General features: G+C 41.3%; 24 protein-coding genes. 14 read left to right on the forward strand and 10 right to left on the reverse strand.

Annotated elements, in window-relative coordinates; translation table 11 throughout:
- Window positions 1-124 precede the first annotated feature (124 nt).
- The 8 genes from MLE17_RS01825 to MLE17_RS01860 all read left to right on the forward strand — a co-directional run bounded on the left by MLE17_RS01825 (window position 125) and on the right by MLE17_RS01860 (window position 6,502).
- Window positions 125-1,063, forward strand: a complete 939-nt coding sequence (locus MLE17_RS01825; protein WP_243346052.1) for a hypothetical protein — start codon at window positions 125-127, stop codon at window positions 1,061-1,063.
- A 46-nt stretch (window positions 1,064-1,109) separates the two neighbouring features.
- Entirely contained in the window at window positions 1,110-1,730 is a 621-nt protein-coding gene (locus tag MLE17_RS01830) for a hypothetical protein (protein ID WP_243346060.1), read from the forward strand.
- Window positions 1,731-1,921: 191 nt separating this feature from the next.
- The gene (locus MLE17_RS01835) at window positions 1,922-2,569 is read left to right on the forward strand and encodes a hypothetical protein (protein ID WP_243346062.1); all 648 of its coding nucleotides are present in this window, start codon (window positions 1,922-1,924) and stop codon (window positions 2,567-2,569) included.
- Window positions 2,570-2,643: 74 nt separating this feature from the next.
- Window positions 2,644-3,675: a hypothetical protein gene (locus tag MLE17_RS01840; protein ID WP_243346065.1), complete on the forward strand. Its 1,032-nt coding sequence runs from the start codon at window positions 2,644-2,646 to the stop codon at window positions 3,673-3,675.
- A gap of 68 nt (window positions 3,676-3,743) precedes the next feature.
- Entirely contained in the window at window positions 3,744-4,346 is a 603-nt protein-coding gene (locus MLE17_RS01845; RefSeq protein ID WP_243346073.1) for a hypothetical protein, read from the forward strand.
- A gap of 55 nt (window positions 4,347-4,401) precedes the next feature.
- Window positions 4,402-5,145, forward strand: coding sequence for a hypothetical protein (locus tag MLE17_RS01850; protein ID WP_243346075.1), 744 nt, complete (start codon window positions 4,402-4,404; stop codon window positions 5,143-5,145).
- A gap of 261 nt (window positions 5,146-5,406) precedes the next feature.
- Complete coding sequence (locus tag MLE17_RS01855; RefSeq protein ID WP_243346077.1) at window positions 5,407-6,096, forward strand: DUF2293 domain-containing protein; 690 nt, start codon at window positions 5,407-5,409, stop codon at window positions 6,094-6,096.
- A gap of 10 nt (window positions 6,097-6,106) precedes the next feature.
- Window positions 6,107-6,502: a YchJ family protein gene (locus tag MLE17_RS01860; protein ID WP_243346078.1), complete on the forward strand. Its 396-nt coding sequence runs from the start codon at window positions 6,107-6,109 to the stop codon at window positions 6,500-6,502.
- Between the two features lie 95 nt (window positions 6,503-6,597).
- On the opposite strand, the gene MLE17_RS01865 is transcribed toward MLE17_RS01860, so the two are convergent.
- Window positions 6,598-7,056 (reverse strand): hypothetical protein, encoded by a 459-nt coding sequence (locus MLE17_RS01865; protein ID WP_243346079.1) that lies wholly within the window; start codon window positions 7,054-7,056, stop codon window positions 6,598-6,600.
- An 89-nt stretch (window positions 7,057-7,145) separates the two neighbouring features.
- Entirely contained in the window at window positions 7,146-7,841 is a 696-nt protein-coding gene (locus MLE17_RS01870; protein WP_243346081.1) for an SIR2 family NAD-dependent protein deacylase, read from the reverse strand.
- A gap of 110 nt (window positions 7,842-7,951) precedes the next feature.
- On the opposite strand from MLE17_RS01870, the gene MLE17_RS01875 reads away from it, so the two are divergent.
- From MLE17_RS01875 to rfbC, 4 genes are all read left to right on the forward strand, one after another.
- On the forward strand, window positions 7,952-8,536 hold the full coding sequence (locus MLE17_RS01875; protein WP_243346083.1) for an FKBP-type peptidyl-prolyl cis-trans isomerase: 585 nt from the start codon (window positions 7,952-7,954) through the stop codon (window positions 8,534-8,536).
- A 47-nt stretch (window positions 8,537-8,583) separates the two neighbouring features.
- Entirely contained in the window at window positions 8,584-9,378 is a 795-nt protein-coding gene (locus tag MLE17_RS01885; protein ID WP_317236618.1) for an FKBP-type peptidyl-prolyl cis-trans isomerase, read from the forward strand.
- 42 nt (window positions 9,379-9,420) lie between these two features.
- Complete coding sequence (locus MLE17_RS01890; protein ID WP_243346085.1) at window positions 9,421-10,323, forward strand: FKBP-type peptidyl-prolyl cis-trans isomerase; 903 nt, start codon at window positions 9,421-9,423, stop codon at window positions 10,321-10,323.
- Between the two features lie 144 nt (window positions 10,324-10,467).
- On the forward strand, window positions 10,468-11,022 hold the full coding sequence (rfbC, locus tag MLE17_RS01895; RefSeq protein WP_243346087.1) for a dTDP-4-dehydrorhamnose 3,5-epimerase: 555 nt from the start codon (window positions 10,468-10,470) through the stop codon (window positions 11,020-11,022).
- Window positions 11,023-11,068: 46 nt separating this feature from the next.
- On the opposite strand, the gene MLE17_RS01900 is transcribed toward rfbC, so the two are convergent.
- The 8 genes from MLE17_RS01900 to hisG all read right to left on the reverse strand — a co-directional run bounded on the left by MLE17_RS01900 (window position 11,069) and on the right by hisG (window position 19,167).
- Window positions 11,069-11,959, reverse strand: a complete 891-nt coding sequence (locus MLE17_RS01900; RefSeq protein ID WP_243346091.1) for a LysR family transcriptional regulator — start codon at window positions 11,957-11,959, stop codon at window positions 11,069-11,071.
- A 102-nt stretch (window positions 11,960-12,061) separates the two neighbouring features.
- Window positions 12,062-13,429, reverse strand: a complete 1,368-nt coding sequence (locus tag MLE17_RS01905; protein WP_243346099.1) for a TrpB-like pyridoxal phosphate-dependent enzyme — start codon at window positions 13,427-13,429, stop codon at window positions 12,062-12,064.
- A 152-nt stretch (window positions 13,430-13,581) separates the two neighbouring features.
- Complete coding sequence (locus MLE17_RS01910; protein ID WP_243346101.1) at window positions 13,582-14,073, reverse strand: SPOR domain-containing protein; 492 nt, start codon at window positions 14,071-14,073, stop codon at window positions 13,582-13,584.
- Window positions 14,074-14,198: 125 nt separating this feature from the next.
- Window positions 14,199-15,329, reverse strand: a complete 1,131-nt coding sequence (gene hisB, locus MLE17_RS01915; RefSeq protein WP_243347082.1) for a bifunctional histidinol-phosphatase/imidazoleglycerol-phosphate dehydratase HisB — start codon at window positions 15,327-15,329, stop codon at window positions 14,199-14,201.
- A gap of 84 nt (window positions 15,330-15,413) precedes the next feature.
- Window positions 15,414-16,442 carry a histidinol-phosphate transaminase gene (gene hisC, locus MLE17_RS01920; protein WP_243346104.1) on the reverse strand — a complete coding sequence of 343 codons (1,029 nt, stop codon included), beginning with the start codon at window positions 16,440-16,442 and terminating at the stop codon, window positions 15,414-15,416.
- Between the two features lie 107 nt (window positions 16,443-16,549).
- Entirely contained in the window at window positions 16,550-17,830 is a 1,281-nt protein-coding gene (gene hisD / locus MLE17_RS01925; RefSeq protein WP_243346112.1) for a histidinol dehydrogenase, read from the reverse strand.
- 62 nt (window positions 17,831-17,892) lie between these two features.
- Window positions 17,893-18,147: a four helix bundle protein gene (locus MLE17_RS01930; protein ID WP_317236621.1), complete on the reverse strand. Its 255-nt coding sequence runs from the start codon at window positions 18,145-18,147 to the stop codon at window positions 17,893-17,895.
- A 168-nt stretch (window positions 18,148-18,315) separates the two neighbouring features.
- Window positions 18,316-19,167 (reverse strand): ATP phosphoribosyltransferase, encoded by an 852-nt coding sequence (gene hisG / locus MLE17_RS01935; protein WP_243346114.1) that lies wholly within the window; start codon window positions 19,165-19,167, stop codon window positions 18,316-18,318.
- A 557-nt stretch (window positions 19,168-19,724) separates the two neighbouring features.
- On the opposite strand from hisG, the gene MLE17_RS01940 reads away from it, so the two are divergent.
- Both MLE17_RS01940 and MLE17_RS01945 read left to right on the forward strand, forming a co-directional pair.
- On the forward strand, window positions 19,725-20,732 hold the full coding sequence (locus MLE17_RS01940) for a TerC/Alx family metal homeostasis membrane protein (RefSeq protein WP_243346139.1): 1,008 nt from the start codon (window positions 19,725-19,727) through the stop codon (window positions 20,730-20,732).
- Between the two features lie 458 nt (window positions 20,733-21,190).
- The gene (locus MLE17_RS01945) at window positions 21,191-22,204 is read left to right on the forward strand and encodes a TerC/Alx family metal homeostasis membrane protein (protein WP_243346172.1); all 1,014 of its coding nucleotides are present in this window, start codon (window positions 21,191-21,193) and stop codon (window positions 22,202-22,204) included.
- The last annotated feature ends 237 nt before the right edge of the window (window positions 22,205-22,441 follow it).

The raw sequence follows: 22,441 nt of genomic DNA on the forward strand, positions 1-22,441 counted from the left end.
AACCAAATCAGTCTCCCTCTGTGATAAAACGCCACTAAACCTAACAGGTCTTTGAGACCTGTTAGGCTTCCCAAAAAGGAACAGCAGCAACACAAAAAGCAAATAACCATAAAACAACAACACAATGACTGAAATCGAAGTAGTACTATTCGAAAAGAATATATTATGGTATGAAATATATTCTGCCGAGTGCCCCGATACAGAGATTGATCTCGAAACAATGGAAGATCAGGACAGTGAAAATCCCATGATGAAACTCGGTAGTATGTACGACTACGCCATCCTGGAGGATAATAGCCGTGAGTTTTATACCGATATCATAGTAAAACTGCCTCATACGGCTGCAATGATGATGCGTTCGCAATATTCCATAAAGGCGGATGGATTTGAATGGGAATATCTCTTCTATCCGGAGAGGCTTAAACCGATTGTATATGATGCATTGATGAATTCAATGATAGAATTCAGGGCATTTTGTGCAGACAAAGGAGTAAAGCTTCCAGCGGAAATGTTAGCGCAAGAGCCCGAACTGACCGATGAAATGGTAGATGGTGTTTGCTATAACTTCGTAGAGGATTACAATAGCTACCGCAAAATCTATGATGCAGCAAATGCGGATGCGCAGAAAGAGATAGAGCTCAATTGTCCGAGATCAAACGGCGCAATCGTGACATTAAACCTGACATTCCTGGTGATGGAGCAAATATTGTTCTATAACAGACGGTTTAACCGGGCGCATAACCGGGAAGCATTCTTCAATGTCGTACCCGAAATGAAGTTCAACACCTTACGCATGAAGTGCATCCAGATCGGGCAACACCCGGTCGCATTAACGGTGGAGGATATTCACTATTTTCTGATCTGTATGGATTGCGCACTCCAAATGATACTGGGAGATAAAGCAGATTATTTAACTCCGGTGTTGCAACAACGTGGCGTAACCGAAGAGGTGCAGCAAATGTGGTTTAAGAATGCCTCGCAGTTATTAAATGCATGCCGCAAATCAGTCGAAGATTCAACCCGGAAAGGAGAAAAATTTGACTGGAGTGGCATGATCAGATAAATAAAAAGAGAGAGAATCTCCATGTCTAACAAAATCAAACAAATAGATGAAACGAACCACAGAAATATTAGCGGGATTGACCGGATTGGGAATAATTATTAGCTTTCTGGTTCTTCCATTCGGTAAACTATTGTCAGTAATATCTATCGTAACTCTTACTGCAATAGCTATAACTCGGCTAATTAAGGAAGTGATTAAGAAAGAACCGTCTGTAATACAACGACTTTATGAATTAACCTGCATACTTTGGTTATTGGTTTTAATTTCCCGGATAATGTTTTGGGAAATCGGGAAACCAATCTATTATATCTCAATATTGATGAGTATCGGTACGTTGACAACTCTGATTTCGAAAAATGAAAGGCTGGAAATTAAAGGAATTATTATATCGTCCTTGCTAATCTTTGGAGGAGCCAGTGGATGGCTCCATTCTTATACCTTCTTTAAATACTCAAACATCCATATCTTGACCGGGGAAGACATCAGAGCCAAAGAACATGACCGTTACAGCTATTACCTCTTTCTGGGAGAGAAAACAGAAGAAGGGATTATCGAAGGAGAAAAAGCATTACAGCAATCTATAAAAGAAACCGGAGAGAATAGCCAGGAGACAAATTACTTCAGAAATTGTCTGGAACAACGGAAAAGAGGTAATATAGTCTATTAAAAGACAACTGGACAAATGTATCCAATTCTAATGGAGATTGAGCACAACGGAAATCCGGATTCAAAACCAAAGCAATCTCAAACTAAGCAAAGTACCATTAAACAGGTTTCAAAGACCGGTTAGGTTTTCCGAAAATAGAAACACATCGTTTAAGAGATAAGAAATAGTAAACTACCTACACAAAAAAGCACATGACACGCATCACCAAAACATTAATTCTGCTCCTGATCGTATTGGTAACAAACGCCAATGCACAGGAGAAAAGAGAATATACCACCGATATCTTTGGATATAAAGTTTACAAATGCAACGGCTACGAAGAAAAATTCGGTAAGGATATCATGGGAAATTACGAGTATGAAAACAACCGCAGAGAAAAAGCCTCATTAGAGAAAGATGTTTTCGGAGGTATGACCTACAGCGATAGTAACGGCAATGAAATAAAGTATGGAAAGATCCAGTGGGCCGAATTAATTCGGAAATGGAACAATGACGAAGAAGGATTCTTTATGAATATGGTGGACAAGTATATGAAGAGTCGAAAAAAACAGTTCAGAGAAGAAGAAGAAGAAGAGCTCCCCGGCCACGACATTCATATGGGGAACATCGACAGGGAAGAGTTTAGACAGGATATAACCGGAGACTGGCAATACCGAAATAGCGAAGGACAAACAGCATCACTTCACATAGATGTGATGGGAGATATCAACTATTCGGACAGCGATGGAAATAAAGCAGTCATTTCGAAAAAAACTATGCATTCACAGCGTAAATTTCGCCACAGGAATCCCGAAGAAATCTTCAGGCATCTCGTCAAAAGCATCTTACTGGATTTATGATGACAACGCTTGGTGACACACAACTCATAAAACTATCAGAAACGACTTAATAAACAGAGATAACAAACAATAATATGAGGCTAAAGACATATCTGAGAACAACATTTATATTGCTATACATGAGTCTGTTTGTGATGGAACTCCCGGCTCAGAAAACAAATACAGATAAAAGAAAAGAGTCGGGTAACATCAGCAAGGGATCTTTTGAATATTACCAGGATTTACTTACGAAGAAGATCACCTTTGAAGAATCAATGCCCTACAGAGCCAATTATCTGTACTCAAGCCAGAATATAAAACCAGATTTAAAATCCAGAATAATCCAGATCCTACAAAAATCTGCAAAACCATCTATAAAGATAACCGGTGACAGCACGTACTTCTGTATCAATTATAATTTTGACACCCTCGATACTGAATCGGGCAAAATAATCAAAATCGATCATCTAAATATCGATAATACTTATTTTACACTAGCAGATGGCAAGTTAGTTCGAAGTAAAAGTATTTTAGGTCATAGCTATTCTAGTGTCAGAACAGTGAAAAGGGCGAATAAAAAAACTACCGGTATTATCATGACAGGAGAATCAGAATATTTAATCAATGACGCTATCTCAAAGAAAATAAAAAGTGGCAAAGCTAATCTGGTATTACAGACAATCGATTCCTATGATTCAGTAAGAATACAAAATCCGAAAGTAAATCAGCAAATTAAAATCGGTAATTACATGTTCGTTATTAAAGCGACGGTGAATAATAAGCTGATACTTGTATCAAATTCTAATTCCGGATTTCCAAACGGCTGTAATTATAGTTGCTTTGATAGCACAGGACAGGTTATCAAATTGGAAGAAAGCTTCCCCAGAGACCCTAATCCCCTATTTTATAAAAAAGAGATAATACAAGTAAGCCAGCCGTGCTATGACTTTATCTCAAAATACCCCGAAGGAAGTTATGAAGATTATCTGAACAGTCACCCCAACTCAGAAAACGAGAAGAAATACTACTATATTCTTAACGGATTCTGCCCGGAGACGAAATCATATTTAATATGTATCCCTCATTACAATAAAAGTCTGGCAATTAATCTTACATTCAAGAGGTAATCTGAATGAACATATCTGTTCTTCTGATTGAATCGAGGATACATATTTAAAACAACCATTACAGCAAAATGAAAAGATTTTTCATAATCCCGGCTATACTCCTATTTACTATTACATCATGTAACAAGCTCAGAATTAAAAAGCATGAGAATGTAGAAACGCCAAAAGCTTTACAAAAAGAAAGCTCATTGGATATTGTTTCCAAATGTAGATACGATGATATGGCAACAAGCTTATATAACGAGCAAGTTGAAAAAAGTCCAGAATTGAAGAAACTTGAAACTAAATTGGAGATGCTGTCAACCGCCAAGGGTGACTCGACCAGTGCATATAACATCTATAATAGATCAAATCAATCGTATTACAATTCAGCAAAAAATCATCTCAATTTAATCCAGGATTCACTTCTGAGAAAAAAGATAGAATCGTTGATTAATAAAAGCTTATCCGGATACAACACAAGAATATCCAGACATAACGCTTTACTCAAATCAATTGAAGCAAAAGAATCATATTTAAATGACTTACACCAAATACTAATCATTACAACGACATTACCTCTTATTGAAAAGTTCCAGAAAGATAATCAGCCATCGACTCAACCGATAGAGGGGTATTCAAAACAGATCGATAAAGTATTAAACTACGAAAAGGCTCTTATCAAAAAATAGAGGGAGGAATTTAGAAGAAATAAAGGGAAATCAATATGAAGATTAAAGACTTGGTATGAAACTGATTAAAATCCTCGAATTTATTGCAATTTCAATCTTCTGCTTGACAAGTTGTCAAAAGAAAGCAGATAAAGCATTAAGCAAGAAGCGATATTCATTGACTATTATGTGTGATAGTTGTATGAATAAGAGATTTTACAATAACATATATCTTACTTCAGAAAATGACACGATTAATCCTGAAAAGATAAATCGAAATAGAATAAACAGAACCATATCGTTTAAATGGGATAGTCTAAATATGGGGAAATATAAATTCCATATCAAAACAGTCTTCCAAAAAGAATACTCTACTTCATTTGCCTTATCTGGAGATACGACAATTATCATCAATTACAATACGATATATAGGCCAGCCTGTTTTATCACAAAAACAGAAATGGAGAAGGCTGATACTATTGAATTTGCATATCGAAGCACAGGTTGCTCATATCATCTTGAAAACTTTATGCTTGTAAAGGAAGGAAACCTATATCATTTGACAGGATCATATAAACGCAATGGAGAACTAATAGTCATTGACAAGATCATATTCCACAATATTATTGATGCTCTGAATAATATTGAAACGCAATACAGAATAAAAAGACAAGATATTCCTCGATCTACAATGAATCACGAATTCTTTTTGCTGGTAAAAAGCAAATTGTTCTATTTTGATGAAAACTATTCCTCTGACTACTATATGTATGGAACTCTTAAAGAACGGTATATTTTAAACACTAATGAAAGCAATTAGAGTCATAAGCAATTACAGTAAACTCTTTAATATGCTAATCGCGGATAGAAATAAAAAAACGCCATCTTATAGAAAGCATTGAAGTAAACTTCTGATTTCCAAAAACCTGAATCACATCAAGAAGCAACCCCTAACTGCTGTAAGATTATATTGAAAGCAAAAAACATCTATTTTACTCTACACCTCCCCTTCATAAAAAGGATATTGAGTAACTTTGAATCGTTGAAAGCCTGAAATTACGGGCTACAAACAGATAAATCAATGAAAGATCCACAAACAGAAAAAGGTATTCGCATTGTAAGACCAGCCAACGGAGGAAAACTAACCGGAGAAAATGGTGCACCACTCTCTCCTCCTCAGGGTTGGACATTTCTACCGGCCGGTGATGCCGGAGTCACCCGTAAAGTAACATCGAAGGGTAAATATTGGAGAGTAGAAGTCAGGAAAGGCCGGCGAACGATTTCGTTAGGTATCTGGGCTCCGGGGGATACGATATTGCAGGCGCAACAGGAGGTTCAGGCCATGCGCTCCACCGAAGAATACAAGAAAAAGAAAATATACACAGCCGAACGACGTGAAAAAAAACAAGCGGAATATGATGCCGAATTCTGCCAGGCCATTGAACGCTATCTTAATTTCCATAGCAATCACAAAGAGCTGGAGCATAAATTAGCAAGAGTGGTGACGGCTCATGCTATTCCTATCGGGAGCGGCACAGTTGCCCGCACCCAACTCATTCCGATTGAAGAACGAGCCGCTCATGCAGTCATTGCCTGGATGCGCCATCAAACTACTTTCTACGACGACATGAAGATTGCGCGGATAAAAGGTGAACGGAGGTCAATCAGACGACAATTAGCCCAGATATCGGTGAATCTACTTGCAGGATATCGTGAAGGAAAAGATATTGACAGAGATTGTCCGCTACAAAAAGCTTTAGATAACTTATAATCAACCTATCATGCCCAATAATTGCCCATGCGGTTCAGGTCGCCCCTATGCATTATGCTGCGAACCCATCATCAACGGAAAATCAGACGCCATCACTGCACAGGAACTTATGCGCTCGCGCTATACCGCCTTTACCCTGGCCAATGTCAATTACCTGATGCGTAGTCACCACTCCTCAACCCGCCCAAATAAAGAGCGAAAAAGTATCGAGAAATGGGCAAAATCAGTCAGATGGATTGGATTGAACGTGCTGAATTCTCAAGCAGGAGAAGCAACCGACGAAACAGGTTATGTGGAGTTTAAAGCGCTTTTCATGGAAAACGGACAGTTACAACAGCTTCACGAGCGCTCTTTTTTCCAACGGGAGAATGGGAAGTGGGTGTATGTATCGGGGACGATGTATTAGTTCTGATTATCTGCAATCCCCCGACTAATGACTAGAAAAATAAAAACCGGTTCGAGCCAATCGAACCGGTCTATATTCATAATGCATTATTACCATTAAAAGGTGTATCTGATGCCTAAGCCAAGGCTGCTTCCGCTAAAATTGGAAAAGCCAAAAGATGGACGGACATCCAGAGAGATTTGAATCGGCACATCAAGTTGGTATTCCAGTCCGACGTTTCCAACCGCATCAAGGATAAGTTCATTGCTTCCACTGTTATTGGATTGGTGACCTACACAAGCACCCAATCCCGCATACCAGCCAAGATTTCCCTGAATGGGCCAAATCCATTGATGTAGGCCGGTAATTCTCACTCTGTTTTTATCACTGCTGTTGAAAAAACCTAAATCACCCTCAAAACGGGTCGATGACGTCAAGCTACGTTGATAAGAGATCTCTGTCAGGAAACCATCACCACCACCTAAGCGTAAACCAAGCGCATTTGAATTTGATTGTGCCATTGCCCCTAATGTTGCTAATACGACTACAATCAAGACTGCAATTACTTTCTTCATAACCTTATTCTTTTAAGTTAAAAAACAAAATTCGCTGCAAATATAGGCCTTTCGCTGTTATCACGATGTTACAAATGCAAAATAATCCACTAACTGAGAGCAATCAGCTCTTCCGACAGAATTTTTACGCCTTCTGATGCACCCTGACGAATCACTTTTACATTATAGCCTCCCGAAACGCTGACGTCATTGGGGTCAATCAGATAAACCGGAACATCTCTCGAAACATAATGAATCAGTCCGGCTGCCGGATATACATTCATAGAAGTACCGATAATCACGAAGATATCCGCTTCTTCCGCTATTTTTGCTGCCTGCTCAATCATGGGAACAGCCTCTCCGAACCAAACAATATGCGGACGCAACTGGTACCCTTTTTCACAAGTATCGCCCAAATGAACTTCCGCATTTTCCGGCGACAATTCATAAATCAGCTCTTCGTATCGTTCTGAACGCACTTTCATCAATTCTCCATGCAAATGAAGCACATGGCTGCTACCGGCTCGCTCATGCAGATTATCAATGTTCTGGGTAATGATGCGAACGTCGAAGAATTTTTCCAAACCTGCCAAACCCCTATGTCCGTCATTGGGTTCAGAATTTATCAACTGTACCCTCCGCTGATTGTAGAAGTCTAAGACAAGCCCCGGGTTGCGTTGCCAGGCTTCCGGAGTAGCGACCTCTTCAATACGGTATTGATCCCACAAACCACCTGCTTCCCGAAAGGTAGAAATACCGCTTTCTTTACTCATTCCGGCACCGGATAAAACCACTAATTTTTTCATAACTCTATGATTAAGCGTTTTTTACTAAGCTATCCCTACAAAAATAGAGTTTTTCAATGTGTGAATCAATAAAAAGTTTACTTTTGCAGCCGAAAACTTTAATACTGACAATGGATAAAATCAGCTACGCCCTTGGACTAAGCATGGGCCAAAACTTCCTGAACACAGGAATCAAAACTTTAAATATTGAAGACTTCACCCGCGCTATTCAGGCTGTGTATGCCGACGAAAAACCGGAGATTTCTTACGATGAGGCTAAACAGGTGATTAATACTTACTTTGAAAAGCTGCAAAATGAAGCTTTAGAGGCAAATACAAAAGCCGGTGAAGCCTTTTTGACAGAAAACGCTAAAAACGAAGGTGTGGTAACCTTGCCTAGCGGTCTTCAGTATGAAATAATCAAAGAAGGAGATGGTGAAAAACCAAAAGCAACAGATCGTGTGAAATGTCACTACCACGGTACTCTTATCGACGGTCGTGTATTCGACAGCTCTGTAAGCCGTGGCGAGCCTGCTGTGTTTGGTGTTAATCAGGTAATTCCGGGATGGGTGGAAGCTCTTCAGCTGATGCCTAAAGGTTCTACCTGGAAGCTGTACATTCCTTCTCAACTGGCTTATGGCCAACGTGGAGCCGGTGAAATGATTGCTCCAAACTCAACCCTTATCTTTGAAGTGGAACTGATTGATATCGTTTAATTCAGTTAGAATTGACAGAAATCTAAATAATGAACACACAACAAACTATGAAACGTAATTTAATTGTACTGGCTGCCCTTTCATTTTTGGCAATGCCTTCTCAGGCAAAAAAGAAACAACCGGTAAAAGTTGCGCCGGCTGCTCCTGTTTTCCAAAACAATGTGGACTCTATGAGTTATGCTTTAGGTGTAAATATCGGTACTGATTTGGGTAGTAACCTGAAAAAAATCCCGGGAGGAAAATACAATCTTGATTTGTTCCTCAAAGCATTTACAACTGCTATTAAAGGTGATTCAGCAATGATGACCCCTCAGGCTGCTAATGAGTATTTCAGAAACTATATGATGAAAGCTCAGGAAAAAGAGGCAAATGAGAAAAAAGCTGTAGGAGAAAAATTCCTTGCTGACAACAAAACCAAGCCGGGTGTGATGACTACTGCTAGTGGTCTTCAGTATCAGGTAATCAAAGCAGCTGAAGGTGTAAAACCTAAAGCAATTGACTCTGTAACTGTTCACTACACAGGTACCTTAGTTGACGGAACTAAATTCGACAGCTCTGTTGACAGAGGCGAACCAGTAACCTTCCCATTGAATCAGGTTATTCCGGGATGGACTGAAGGTGTTCAGTTGATGTCTGTAGGTTCTAAATACAAATTCTTCATTCCTTACACCCTGGGTTATGGAGAAAGAGGCGCAGGACAAAGCATTCCTCCTTATTCAACTTTGATCTTCGAAGTAGAATTATTGAAAGTTAGCCCGGCTGTTGAAAAACCGGCTGCAAAAGCTGACGATAAGGCTGTAAAAAAAGCTCCGGCAGCAAAGACAGCATCTAAAAAGAAATAATACAGGTATCTCAAGTAATTACGAATCAAAAAATCAATAGAAATGAAAAAATCAATTTCTTTAATTGCAGCAGCGCTCATCATCGCTGTTTCTTTCACCTCTTGCAGCAAAAAGTCTGCTAAAATGAAAAATGAGACAGACTCTTTGAGCTACGCCTTGGGTATCAATCTGGGTAACATGTTCAAAGAAAATGCTGCTCAAATCCCTGGTGGTAAAAACAAAGTTGACTCTGTAATCGCTGGTTTCAAAGCTGGTTTGGGTGAATCAGAGCAATCTTATATCCTTGGTCTTTCTTACGCTTCAAACATCTCTAACCAGTTCAAACAAATGACTGAAGGTCAGAAAGTAAACAAAGACCTAGTATTGAAAGCTTTCATCGCTGCATTGAAAGGTGATAGCGCTACTGCTATGAACAACGAAGCAGCTAACATGTACCTGAGAAGCTACGTTCCGAAATCAAAAAAAGTAGAAAATACTAAAGCTAAAGTTGCTAATGAGCAATTCCTTGTTGCTAACAAAGCAAAAGCAGGTGTTGTTACTACCGCTAGCGGTCTTCAGTACGAAGTAGTTGCTATGGGTAAAGGACCAAAACCAACAATTAACGACAAAGTAAAAGTTAAATACCGTGGTACTACAATTGACGGTAAAGAATTTGACAAAAACGAACAAGGTGTATCATTCCCTCTGAATGGTGTAATCAAAGGCTGGAGCGAAGGTATCCAACTGATGCCTGTTGGTTCTAAATTCAAATTGTACATTCCTTACCAGTTGGCTTACGGCGAAACCGGCAACCAGGCTATCAAACCTTTCTCTACTTTGATTTTCGAAGTTGAATTGGTAGCTATCGAAAAAGGTGATGCTGCATCTGCACAGGCTGATCAAGCAGCTCAAATGCAAGCAGCTCAGGCTGCTGCTGCACAAGCTCAAGCTGCACAAGCTCGTTAATCCATTCCTTATAAATAATCAAAGAAACCTGAGACTTAAAAGTTTCAGGTTTTTTTATGCTCAATATTAAATCCCGTTTGCCCGAAAGGGGATTTTTAGATACTTTTGCCCTTCGGAAAATCTAAAGACTAAATTATATACCACATGAATGTGATTCAAACAGAAATACCTGAGGTTTTGATATTCGAGCCAAAGGTATTTGGTGACCATCGAGGCTACTTTTTCGAATCATTCCGACAGGATGTCTTTGACAAAGCTGTCGGACGAAAAATCGAATTTATACAGGACAATCAATCCAAATCATCTTACGGCGTGCTCCGCGGACTGCACTTTCAGCGCCAACCTCATACACAAAGCAAACTGGTACGTTGTATTGAAGGAGAAGTACTCGATGTGGCTGTTGATATGAGAGTCGGTTCACCGACCTACGGTAAACACGTCGCAGTTCGTTTGTCTGCTGAAAATCATCGTCAGTTGTGGGTTCCACAGGGATTTGCACACGGTTTTGCCGTATTGAGCGAAACCGCTGTTTTTGCCTATAAATGCGACAACTACTATTGTCCGGAATATGATGGCGGGGTTCTTTGGAACGACCCTGCACTAAATATTGACTGGTTGATTCCGAATAAAGATGTGAAACTGTCGGAAAAAGATAAAGTCCAGCCGCTATTTGAAACAGTAAAATGCTTCCAATATTAAGATATAAGAAATGCCCTCCGGTGATAATTCCGAAGGGCATTGTTGTTTATAGTGACTGACGTCTGACAAAGCGTATAAAGTCCTCAATCACTCCCCCGCTCTTCCCTTGCAATTCAATGAACTGAAAGGTACGAAAGATATCAAAATCCTTTATCTCAATCACCTTAAACCGACCATTAAAGATATCCTTGTTTACCGAACGGATGGAGACTATTCCAATACTATCCGAATTTTCAAGAAAAAGCTTGATACTTTCCGTACTGCCAAGTTGCATCAGGACGGACATATCCGAAAGCTTCAGGTGATGCTTCTTCAACTCCTCATCGAATACCTCGAGCGTACCGGAACCATGTTCCCGTAACACCAGTGGCAGATGCCTTAATTCATCCAGCGTAACTTCGTCATGTTGAGCCAGGATACTTTTTACAGAAGTAATAGCCACCAACACATCTTTCATGTAAAGGCTATATCGCAGATTAGGATTACGACTCTGACCTTCAATGATCCCCAGGTCGATTTTTTTATCGAGCAAGGCTTTTTCAATCTGCGCAGTATTTCCACTTAACACGGTAAGTTTAAGTTCTGGAAATTTCTTCAGAAAAGCCGCCAATACTGGAGGTAACACATACTGAGAAATGGTAGAGCTTGCTCCGATGCGTAATTCACCGGTAAAACGGGCTGTAAGCAAGTTCATTTCATAATCAAGCTGACGGAAAGCCTCCACGATACGGTCAGCATGGGAAAGCAGCAATTCTCCCTCCGGAGTAATACGGATATGGGTACCGATCGTGCGCTCGAAAAGACGAACCTTGTATTGCGACTCCAATTCCTGGATATGCTTGGTTACAGCAGGTTGAGAGATCAACATCTCTTTAGCCGCCCTGGAAAAGCTTTGATTACGAGCTACACTCTGGAACACTTTTAATCGGAAATCCATATTATTCTACGTTTAGTGATTCAAACAAAGATAAGGGATAAAAAAAGAAAAGGCACGAAAAACTGTTCATTTTTCGTGCCTTTTTATGATTCTGGTTATTTATCAGAACTTCTCAGCCAAATGCTCCAGCTTGGAAACATTATCGGCAATTGTCTCGGCTGAAACGCTGTAGTTCTGCAACTTACCTGCAAAATACTGATCGTATGAAGCCATATCAATCAGACCATGACCAGAAAGGTTGAACAAGATGGTTTTCTCAACACCTTCCTCTTTCGCACGCAAGGCCTCACGAATAGCCACAGCAATAGCGTGAGTCGATTCCGGCGCAGGAATAATACCTTCTGTCCGGGCAAAGAGCGTTCCTGCCTCGAAGGTTTCCAACTGAGGAACATCTTCAGCAACCACAAAGTGATCTTTTACCAACTGGCTCACAATAGAACCTGCACCGTGATAACGAAGCCCACCAGCGTGAATATCAGCAGGCTGGAAATTGTGTCCAAGTGTGTACATCGGCAACAGCGGAGTCAATCCTACCGTATCTCCAAAGTCATACTGGAATACACCGCGTGTCAGTTTAGGACAAGATGAAGGCTCTGCTGCAATAACCTTGAGTTTTTTACCTTCTTCCAACGTATGACGCAGGAATGGAAAAGCAATACCTGAGAAGTTGGAACCGCCACCGAAACAACCAATCACCACATCAGGGAAGTCACCCGCCATCTCCATCTGCTTTTCAGCTTCAAGGCCGATGATAGTCTGGTGAAGAATCACGTGGTTAAGCACGCTACCTAAAGCATAACGGGTATCAGGGTCTTTAGCCGCCATTTCAACAGCCTCAGAAATAGCAATACCCAGGCTGCCTGATGAATTCGGGTTCTCGGCAAGGATTTTGCGGCCACTCTCTGTCAATGTACTTGGAGAAGCCACAACCTGTGCTCCCCAGGTGTTCATCATTGATTTGCGGTAAGGTTTTTGCTCGTAACTCACCTTAACCATGAAGATACTTAAATCAATTCCGAACAATTTGCAGGCAAAGCTCAACGCTGTCCCCCACTGACCGGCTCCGGTTTCAGTGGTAATGCGTTTGATGCCCTCCATTTTATTGTAATAAGCCTGAGGAATAGCAGAGTTCAGTTTATGTGAGCCAACCGGGCTTACGCTTTCGTTTTTAAAGTAAATCTTTGCCGGCGTATCCAGTGCTTTTTCCAGGCCGTAAGCACGTACCAACGGCGTCGGGCGGTATATTTTATAAAGGTCTTGCACTTCTTCAGGAATCTCAATCCATTTCTCCTGGGAAATTTCCTGTTGAATCAGCCCTTTTGCAAAAATCGGCTCCAAGTCAGCAGGATTCAACGGTTCTTTCGTTGCAGGATTCAACGGAGGAAGTGGTTTGTTTTTCATATCAGCCACAATGTTGTACCATTGTGTTGGCATTTCATTTTCAGTCAATACGAACTTTTTCTGTTTCATTTTCAGTTTATATTAGAAATTGTATTATGAACATTGAGGGTAAGGCAAAAGTATAAATTTCGGTTTAATAACCTTTGTCTTTTCCCGATTATATTCAAAAAAACCGCCTCAACAAACTGTTGAAGCGGTTTTCCCTGAATATCTTCAGAATTCTATTCCTGACGTTCGAGCAACCAAATATCCTGGAAGTCAGGAGCATATTTAGCTTTAAAGCTGTCTCTTTCAGATGCAGCTGCCTCTTTTGTATCAAAGCTGGATACAATCACGCGAAACATCTGCTTTTCGTTCTGAGCAATAATTACTTTATACCCGTTTTTCTCCATTTTGTCCTTCAGCACATTTGCATTTGTCTGATTCACAAAGCTACCAATCACAACGCTGAATTTGCGTAAGCCTGATGCATCAGCAGCAAGTACCGGAGTGATCTTTTCTTTGCGGACAGCAACCTGTGCGTTGGTTGAGCGGGTTACAGTTACATTAGGTTGAGTAGCCTGTTCTGCAGCATTGGTGTTAACTTCAGGAGCTACAACCTCTTTCTCTTTCGCTCTGTCAAAAGCATTTTTGTAAGCAGTCTTTTTGGTTTTACAAGACGTAGCACCGACAGCTAGAAGTACTACAAAAGAATAAAATATCAGCTTTTTCATAGTCCGTGTGATTTTAATGATTACAAATATAAGAAAAATACAAAACCGACATCAATAAACAGCTATAAATTAAGGTCTGAACCCAATTTATGCTGCAAATTGAGCAAGGTCATTTTAGATTACAATTACAACACCCCCTTGGTGGAAGGCAATTCGTAGTTAAAGATATCCCTTCTTACAGCCATTTTAATTGCTCTGGCCAATGCTTTGAAGATACCTTCGATTTTATGATGCTCATTCTGACCTTCTGCTTTGATGTTCAGGTTCATTTTGGCTGCATCACTGAGTGATTTGAAGAAATGCAGAAACATTTCGGTAGGCATATCCCCTACTTTTTCGCGATTAAACACGGCATCCCACACCAGCCAAGGGCGTCCGCCGAAATCAAGAGCTACACTACAGAGACAGTCATCCATCGGCAGACAGTAACCATAGCGTTCAATGCCCCGTTTATTGCCTAAAGCCTGAAAAAGGGCATCACCCAGAGCAATCGCTGTATCTTCGATGGTGTGATGTTCATCCACATGAAGGTCTCCTTTTACTTTGATAGTCAAATCCATTCCGGAGTGTTTGCCAATCTGCTCCAGCATGTGGTCGAAAAAGCCAAGTCCGGTTTCGATATCGCAACGACCTTTTCCATCCAGATTGATTTCTACCAGAATATTGGTTTCGTGGGTAACGCGCTGCACTTTAGCCCGGCGTTCACCGGCAAAGAGGAATTCGGTAATCTCATCCCAGTCAGTTGAAATCAATACGCAAGACTCCTCCAGATTATTTTCGGCAATCAAAGGCTCCGCCACCTCAGCAGGCTGCATAAAGATAGCCTTACATCCGAGATTTTGCGCCAGCATCACATCTGTGACACGGTCTCCAATCACATAGCAGGAAGACAAATCATATTCATCGGTCAGGTATTTGGGAAACATGCCAATACCGGGCTTCCGGGTCGGCTTATTTTCATGTGGGAAAGATTTATCAATCAGAACATCATCAAATGTAACCCCCTCGTTTTCGAACGCCTGCAAAAACATATTATGAGGCGGATGGAAGGTATGCTCGGGGAATGATTCCGTACCTAAACCGTCCTGATTGGTCACAATCACCAATTCGAAATCGAGGTTTTTGCGGATAAAATAGAGATTGCGGAAAACCTTGGGTACGAACTCCAGTTTTTCCAGACTATCGAGTTGATAATCAACGGGTGGTTCTACCACTAATGTTCCGTCACGATCGATAAATAATGCTTTCTTTTTCATCATTCAAAGTAATATGTGCATACTGACAACTCAGTTGCAACAGATTGACACTGATATTTTCTTTAAGTTCTTAACCAGGTACGGTTAAATAGCTTTCATCGCATCCAGCAGAGTCTTGTTCTCCTCCGGAGTTCCTACCGTGATACGCAGACAGCCTTCACAAAGCGTTACCGAATGACGGTTGCGCACGATGATTCCCTGCTCTACCAACTTATTGTAAATACCGTTGGCATCTCCTACTTTCACCAAAACGAAGTTGGCATCTGTTGGATAAATCTTCTGCACGTAAGGTAACTGATTCAACTGTTCCACCAGATTCTGACGCTCGTTGAGCAAAACATTCACCCAGTCCTTCACCTGATCAGCATTAGCCAATACTTTCAGCGCCTGCTCCTGAGTCAGTTGATTGACGTTGTAAGGATATTTAATCTTATTGAGTACCGAGATGATTTCTTTGCTGGCAAATGCCATTCCCAGACGGATAGCTGCACTTCCCCATGCTTTAGAGAATGTCTGCAACACAATCAGGTTCGGGAAATTATCCAGATCAGAAAGGAAAGTACCTTTATCTGAGAAATCGATGTAGGCTTCATCCACGATAACGATACCGCCGAATCCGTTCAAAACACGGATGATTTCTTCTTTTGGAAAAGCATTTCCGGTCGGATTGTTGGGAGAACAAAGGAAAATTATTTTGGTTTTGGCATCCACAGCTTTCATCAAAGCATCCACATCGAGTTGGAAGTCTTCGGTCAGGCGGACTTTCCGGTATTCGATATTATTGATATCGGCGCAAACCTGATACATGCCGTAAGTCGGATCAATAGCGACCACGTTTTCCACTCCGGGCTCGCAGAATGCACGGAAGACCAAATCAATCGGCTCATCGCTGCCATTACCCAACAGGATATTCTCGCGTGACACACCTTTCACCTTTTCAATTTGCTCTTTTACCACCCATTGCAAAGGATCCGGGTAGCGGTTATAGGGCGCGTTATAGGGATTTTCGTTCGCATCGAGGTAAACAGAAGCCTCTCCTTTAAATTCATCACGCGCTGATGAGTAAGGCTTCAGACTCCAGATGTTTGGACGAACAAGTTCTTGTAAATTCATTTCTTTTAGGAGTTAGAGGGAGTTAGAAGGAGTTATAGGAGAACTACAAACTCAACAAACATCTAACTCTCTAAATTTATATTTCTACAAAATTATTCTCACTCTGATTATAGCGTTTTCAAGCGAACCGTTACCGCATTCTTATGCGCATCCAGCAACTCGGCAGCAGCCATCGTTTCGATAACAGGCCCGAGCTGCTTCAACCCTTCGGCTGTAATCTCCTGGAATGTAATTTTCTTGATAAAACTATCCAGATTCACACCGCTATAGGCTGTAGCATAACCGTTTGTAGGCAAGGTATGATTGGTTCCTGACGCATAATCACCTGCACTTTCAGGCGTGTAATGCCCCATAAATACCGAACCGGCATTGATGATTTGCCCTGAAAGCTCACGGTAGTTTTCGGTTTCGATAATCAGGTGCTCCGGTGCGTATTGGTTTGTCAGACGCACTACCTCATCCCAATCTTTTACCACGATAATTTTGCTATGGTTCAATGACTTTTCAGCCAGTTCACGACGGGGAAGAACGGACAACTGAGCTTCAATCTCTGCCAACACCGGTTCAACTACTGATTCGTCGCAAGTCACCAGAATAGACTGGCTGTCAGCTCCGTGCTCAGCCTGAGACAAGAAATCAGACGCTACAAATGCCGGATTTGCAGTAGCATCGGCAATCACCTGTACTTCTGAAGGACCGGCAGGCATGTCAATCGCCACATCTTTGAGGCTGACCAATTGCTTAGCTGCTGTCACATATTGATTACCCGGACCAAATATCTTATAAGTTTTAGGCACACTTTCCGTGCCGTAAGCCATTGAACCGATAGCCTGGATACCACCGATTTTAAAGACCTTGCTCACTCCTGCTGATTTCGCAGCAAACAGAATCGCCGGGTGAATCTTTCCTTCGCGGTTAGGAGGCGTACAAAGTACAATCTCGCTACAGCCCGCGATGCGTGCCGGGACTGCCAGCATGAGCACCGTAGAGAATAGCGGAGCTGTACCGCCCGGTACATAGAGACCGACTTTCTCAATAGCCACAGCTTTCTGCCAACAGGTTACACCGTTCATGGTCACCACCAGCTTGCCTTCAAAACGTTGTGAAGCATGGAAAGTCTCGATATTCTTCATCGCAGTCAGGATAGCCGATTTGAGCTCAGAAGAAACCATCGTTTCCGCTTCTGCTATTTCATCGGCTGTAACCTGCAAAGAGGTCAGTTCTACCTTATCGAACTTCAGCTCGTACTCCTTCACGGCTTCATCTCCGCGTGAACGAATATCGTTAAGTACCCCTTGAACGGTACCAAATAACGATGTCGTGTCCATTGCCGGACGGGCAAGTAATGCTGCCCATTCGCTTTGGGTTGGATATTTGACGATTTTCATAATTAGCAAATTAGCAAATTAGCAAATTAGCAAATGAATACACCCCTAATTGCTGAATCGCATTATTTATTATTCGATTTTGATGAACCAATGATTTTATTCAGTATCCGAATTATAACTGCATTTTTCTCTTGAAGCTCAATACAATCCGGATATTGTTTAGAACGGTTGCATAACACCAACCAGAAATCCGTCTCATCGGCTTCTTTCGCTGCTATCTTCATTTTATGAATAAAATCAATTTTGCTTTCTGCATTTTGAGCTTCTCTGACATTGGCTCCGATAGATGTTCCACTCTTTAATACCTGTTTAGCAATGACGAACTTCCATTTTCTTCCAAAAGCTCAGCATATTGGATAATATCCAATGCAAAATCAAGGCTCAAATTAAGAATCACATTCCCTTTATTTTCCATAAGTCAAAGAATTTCAATTCGCAAATTAGCTTCAGTCATTTGCTAATTTGCGAATCCTCAAATTTGCAAATTAAAGAATCATCTTCTCAATCGGCACGACCAAAATACCCTGAGCTCCAAGACCTTTAATCTTGTTGATTACATCCCAGAATTGTTTGTCGTCGATTACCGAATGAACAGAGCTCCAACCCTCTTCTGCCAATGGCATAATGGTAGGGCTTTTCATTCCCGGAAGAGTATTGATAATCTCTTTCAGGTTTTCGTTAGGAGCGTTAAGCAGGATGTATTTTTTGCCTTCTGCTTTCTGTACAGAGTCGAAACGGAACATCAGTTCATCCAGAATCTCTTTCTTCTCTTCTGACAATGCGTTGTGGCCAATCAGAACAGCTTCAGATTGCATTACAATCTCCACCTCTTTCAGGTGATTGCTTACCAATGTGCTTCCGGAGCTAACGATATCAAAAATTGCATCTGACAAACCGATACCCGGAGCGATTTCCACCGAACCGGTAATCACATGAATATCCGCTTTGATATTGTTTGCATTCAGGAAGTTTTGCAGAATTACCGGATAAGAGGTTGCAATTTTTTTACCATTGAACCAGTTTACCCCCTGATAATCCACATCTTTAGGAATAGCCAGGGAAATACGGCATTTGCTGAAACCGAGGCGTTTTACGATTTGTGCATCTTCTTCTTTTTCCACAAATTCGTTTTCGCCCACGATACCTACATCGGCAACACCCGATGCCACTGACTGTGGAATATCGTCATCACGAAGGAAAAGTACTTCGATAGGGAAATTCTTTGAAGGAATCAGAAGGGTACGTTTAGCATTCGAGAGTTTGATGCCTGCTTCTTTCATCAACTCCATAGTTTCTTCGTAAAGACGGCCTTTAGCCTGCACTGCGATTCGTAACATAGCTTTGTTGTTTGTATAGTTATTGTTATTCGTTTATATCATTTGTCAACTACCCGGAGGTATTATTTCTCCTACCCCTAAATCCCCTGAAGGGGACTTGAAGAGAGTGCAAAACATTAAGATTATCACACACCACTGCTTCTCTAAACGCAGAAAAACTGGTATTTTCACTGCTGCAAAGTCCCCTTCAGGGGATTTAGGGGTTATAGAGAGTGATTGGAAATAATAAAAAAGGCTCACCGGAAACGGCAAGCCTTTGCATAAATATCGTTTGTAAACATACATGACAAAACAGCCCACCGAGTATTACTGCTGGAAATGGTGATGACCGTGATGAAATGTTGTTGCGTACATATTCTTTTAATTTGTCGCAAATATAGACCAAAATATTGGAACCGCTATAATATTCACTGTACAAATTCTGTTTTCAGGGATTTTTTTCTGTCCTAAAACAGTTTTTATTACCGACTCGCTCCTATTGCCCCATGTTATTTCGGGAAAATCGTTTTTCTTTGTAAGACAATTCCCAATGACCACATAAACTTTGAATTAAAAAAATGGATTTACATCAGGTGTTTACTTACGCATTCTGGATTATTTTCCTGATTGCATTTGTTATTGATTTTCGATTTACCGGTACCAAAGACCGAACGATGAGTGTAAAAAAAGCCATCGGCTGGACACTTTTCTGGATTGCGATTGCCTTTGCTTACGATGCATTTATCTATCTTTATTATCCGCAAAATCCGGAAACGACCGTTTCCACAGCGCACACCATGGGACTAAAATTCTTGTCAGGGTTCCTCATGGAAAAATCGCTTTCGGTGGACAACCTCTTTGTGTTTATCGTAATTTTCTCTTCCATGGGCATCCGTGAAGAGAAACAAGCCAAACTACTAAAACTCGGAATCCTTCTTTCCATTATACTGAGAATCATCTTTATCCTTGCCGGTATGAGCCTGGTACACCAGTTTGAATGGTTGTTCTATGTATTCGGAGGTATCCTTGTATTTACCGCTATTAAGATGCTGGTCAAAAAGGAGGAACTGGAAGAGGTTCACCCAGAAAAGAATATGATGTACAAATGGGCCTCTAAGATCTTTCCGATAGATGCTCATTCCGACAAACTGATTCTCTTCAAAGAGGGCAAAATCACCGTGAGTTACCTGTTTCTGGCACTGCTCGTGATTGCATCCTCCGACGTATTGTTTGCAGTCGACTCCATCCCTGCCATCATCGGTATTATCCGCGAAGGCGCCCAGGGGATATTGACCAGCAGTCAGGAAAACTTTATTGCGATTTCTTCCAATATGTTTGCCGTGATGGGATTGGCCTCCCTATATTTTGCACTAAAGAGTGTGATGAATTCATTCCACTATCTAAAGGTGGGGGTAGCTGTCATCCTGGCCTTTATCGGATTCAAAATGTTGGTTGCCGATGCCGCATTCTTCAAAGCGATATTCGAAGAAAACCACTGGATCTCTTTCGCTGTAATTGTTACAACCATTTTCATTTCTATCATTGCCTCTATTGTCAAAAATAAGATTGAAGAGAAAAAAGGCTGAAACACAATCTGGAAGCTACATATTTATTAGAATATCAACAAATGGACCTCATGTTGGTCCATTTGCTGATATATACCCAATTGTTGATATTACAGAGCCTCTTGATTTGCTCTTTAATGGCCTCTATTTTGTCTTTTCACCCCTGTAAATCTCACCATCATCTATATATTTTGCTTCGGTGAAGCTTTAATTCGCATCAGAACTACTTTATTTTGCTTCGCGGTCTCTATAATTTGCGTCTGAGCCGCTTTATGTTACCCCGAGGTTTCTTTATTTTGCGTTGGTGCTGCTATAATTTGCTCCGGAGTTGATTTATTTTACATTGGGGCGCCTTTAATTGACTTTGGGGGAGCTTGAATTTGCATCGGGGCAAATAGACTTGACAGACTCCCCAATCAAACCATCCCCCACCCCGTTTGTTTTAACCCTGAAACAAGATCCTCCCAACACCTTACGCCATGAACTCAGAGCTCATATTCACCCTCTCTTTCTGGTTGATTTTTATCCTCGGTTTCACCATCGATTTCCGCATAACCGGTAAAAAGCATTTTCATATCACATTCAAAAAGGCGGTGGGATGGACTCTGTTCTGGATTAGCTCTGCCCTGCTCTATTGCGCGTCAATCTACTTTTTCTATCCGCAAAACCCGGGCAGCACCTACCCCACCGCCCAGCTCATGAGCCTGAAATTTATCTCCGGATACATCACCGAATATTCACTATCGGTGGACAATCTGTTTGTCTTTATCCTTATCTTCTCCTCAATGCACGTAGCTGAAGACCGCCAGGTCAAGCTACTCAAGCTAGGCATCCTTATCTCTATCGCGCTGCGAATACTGTTTATCGTGGTAGGCATGGAGCTTGTAAACCGCTTCCACTGGATGTTCTATATTTTCGGAGGAATCCTGATTTATACCGCCGTGAAGATGCTTTATGAAAAGGAAGACAATACACCCAAAGACCCTGCTCACAACATCGTCTGCCGGATAGCTTCCAAAGTCGTCCCGGTAGATGTGCACACGCGACATTTCTTCTCCCGGAAGGATGGGCAGTTTCACTTAGGCTACCCCTTCCTGGCACTCTTAGTGATAGGCAGCACCGATGTCATGTTTGCCACCGATTCTATTCCGGCTATTATTGGGGTTATTCGCGAAGGTTCCGCCAACATCCTTACCCAAAGCCAGAATAATTTCCTGGCCATTTCTTCCAATGCCTTTGCCGTTATGGGACTTACCTGCCTTTTTTTCATGATAAAAAGCATTATCACCAAATTTCGCTATATAAAAACAGCAGTATTCTTTATCCTGTCTTTTATCGGGGTAAAAATGCTGCTATTTGATTTCACACTCGTTGCTCAATGGATTGAAAAGCGACAGTGGTTTTCTTTTGTGGTGATCATCTCTACGTTAGTGATTGCGGTATTAGCATCGGTCTGGATACCTCATAAAGGGAATGAGGGAATGAGGGAATGAGGGACTGAGGGGGTGAGGGAAGGACGAAAATTGAAGGAATTTTGCCTGCTCAGAAAATTTATTTCTGGTATATTTCTTATTTCCACCCGAAACATTACAGAACCCCAAATAGAACCGAGGGTTTGTAGACATATGGACAATGCCACTCAGCATTAGGTGCAGCACACCGTAATATGTAATTCGAAAAATGGGTTAGGTGAATATCCGGATACTCAAAGGTACAGATCACTGTGCTCT

Origin of the sequence: Parabacteroides sp. FAFU027, assembly GCF_022808675.1 — a bacterium.
In the GTDB taxonomy this organism is placed as follows: Bacteria; Bacteroidota; Bacteroidia; order Bacteroidales; family UBA7332; genus CAXXIC01.

Coding starts and splice junctions, on each gene's coding strand:
- MLE17_RS01825 (WP_243346052.1), top strand. CDS start 125: ATGACTGAAATCGAAGTAGTACTATTCGAAAAGAATATATTATGGTAT.
- MLE17_RS01830 (WP_243346060.1), top strand. CDS start 1,110: ATGAAACGAACCACAGAAATATTAGCGGGATTGACCGGATTGGGAATA.
- MLE17_RS01835 (WP_243346062.1), top strand. CDS start 1,922: ATGACACGCATCACCAAAACATTAATTCTGCTCCTGATCGTATTGGTA.
- MLE17_RS01840 (WP_243346065.1), top strand. CDS start 2,644: ATGAGGCTAAAGACATATCTGAGAACAACATTTATATTGCTATACATG.
- MLE17_RS01845 (WP_243346073.1), top strand. CDS start 3,744: ATGAAAAGATTTTTCATAATCCCGGCTATACTCCTATTTACTATTACA.
- MLE17_RS01850 (WP_243346075.1), top strand. CDS start 4,402: ATGAAACTGATTAAAATCCTCGAATTTATTGCAATTTCAATCTTCTGC.
- MLE17_RS01855 (WP_243346077.1), top strand. CDS start 5,407: ATGAAAGATCCACAAACAGAAAAAGGTATTCGCATTGTAAGACCAGCC.
- MLE17_RS01860 (WP_243346078.1), top strand. CDS start 6,107: ATGCCCAATAATTGCCCATGCGGTTCAGGTCGCCCCTATGCATTATGC.
- MLE17_RS01865 (WP_243346079.1), bottom strand. CDS start 7,056: ATGAAGAAAGTAATTGCAGTCTTGATTGTAGTCGTATTAGCAACATTA.
- MLE17_RS01870 (WP_243346081.1), bottom strand. CDS start 7,841: ATGAAAAAATTAGTGGTTTTATCCGGTGCCGGAATGAGTAAAGAAAGC.
- MLE17_RS01875 (WP_243346083.1), top strand. CDS start 7,952: ATGGATAAAATCAGCTACGCCCTTGGACTAAGCATGGGCCAAAACTTC.
- MLE17_RS01885 (WP_317236618.1), top strand. CDS start 8,584: ATGAAACGTAATTTAATTGTACTGGCTGCCCTTTCATTTTTGGCAATG.
- MLE17_RS01890 (WP_243346085.1), top strand. CDS start 9,421: ATGAAAAAATCAATTTCTTTAATTGCAGCAGCGCTCATCATCGCTGTT.
- rfbC (WP_243346087.1), top strand. CDS start 10,468: ATGAATGTGATTCAAACAGAAATACCTGAGGTTTTGATATTCGAGCCA.
- MLE17_RS01900 (WP_243346091.1), bottom strand. CDS start 11,959: ATGGATTTCCGATTAAAAGTGTTCCAGAGTGTAGCTCGTAATCAAAGC.
- MLE17_RS01905 (WP_243346099.1), bottom strand. CDS start 13,429: ATGAAACAGAAAAAGTTCGTATTGACTGAAAATGAAATGCCAACACAA.
- MLE17_RS01910 (WP_243346101.1), bottom strand. CDS start 14,073: ATGAAAAAGCTGATATTTTATTCTTTTGTAGTACTTCTAGCTGTCGGT.
- hisB (WP_243347082.1), bottom strand. CDS start 15,329: ATGAAAAAGAAAGCATTATTTATCGATCGTGACGGAACATTAGTGGTA.
- hisC (WP_243346104.1), bottom strand. CDS start 16,442: ATGAATTTACAAGAACTTGTTCGTCCAAACATCTGGAGTCTGAAGCCT.
- hisD (WP_243346112.1), bottom strand. CDS start 17,830: ATGAAAATCGTCAAATATCCAACCCAAAGCGAATGGGCAGCATTACTT.
- hisG (WP_243346114.1), bottom strand. CDS start 19,167: ATGTTACGAATCGCAGTGCAGGCTAAAGGCCGTCTTTACGAAGAAACT.
- MLE17_RS01940 (WP_243346139.1), top strand. CDS start 19,725: ATGGATTTACATCAGGTGTTTACTTACGCATTCTGGATTATTTTCCTG.
- MLE17_RS01945 (WP_243346172.1), top strand. CDS start 21,191: ATGAACTCAGAGCTCATATTCACCCTCTCTTTCTGGTTGATTTTTATC.